Origin of the sequence: Mesorhizobium sp. M7A.F.Ca.CA.002.05.1.1, from assembly GCF_003998335.1 — a bacterium.
GTDB lineage: Bacteria > Pseudomonadota > Alphaproteobacteria > Rhizobiales > Rhizobiaceae > Mesorhizobium.
This window is the reverse complement of the sequence record NZ_RZQI01001612.1, coordinates 1-509: the sequence shown is the minus strand read 5'-3', so window position 1 is coordinate 509 and position 509 is coordinate 1. Positions and strand designations below refer to the sequence as shown.

At 64.8% G+C, this 509-nt stretch carries 1 protein-coding gene; it reads right to left on the bottom strand.

Annotated elements, in window-relative coordinates; all coding sequences use genetic code 11:
• Positions 1-509, bottom strand: a 509-nt coding sequence (locus EN939_RS37340) for an SDR family NAD(P)-dependent oxidoreductase (RefSeq protein WP_127272145.1), incomplete at both ends; no start/stop codon positions are given.

Genomic DNA, 509 nt, shown 5'->3' with positions numbered 1-509 from the left:
GTGGTGTTCATATAGCTCGCCGGATGCAGCGCGTTGACGGTGACGCCGGTGCCTTTCAGCTGCTCCGCAAGGTCGACGGTGAACAGGATCTGCGCCAGCTTGCTCTGGCAATAGGCACGCACGCCGTCATAGGAGCGGGTCAGCATGACATCGCTGAAATCGATCGCCTGCTGCCCCGCAGAGGCGACATTGACGATGCGGGCCGGCGCACTCGCCTTCAGCAACGACAGAAGCTCCGATGTCAGCAGGAAACCGGCGAGGTAGTTGACCGCGAAGCGCAGTTCGTAGCCGTCGGCGCTGACCTGACGTTTGGCGCCTTGGCCTGCCGTGCCGATGCCGGCATTGTTGATGAGGATATCGAGCCGATCCGTGCGGGCGCGCACGGCTTCGGCAAGCCGGCGCACTTCGGCCAGAGAAGAGAGGTCGGCGACCAGAAGCTCCGCCCTGCCGCCGGTCGCTTCGATCCCGGTGACAACAGCCTTGCCGCGCGTCGCATCGCGGCCATGCAC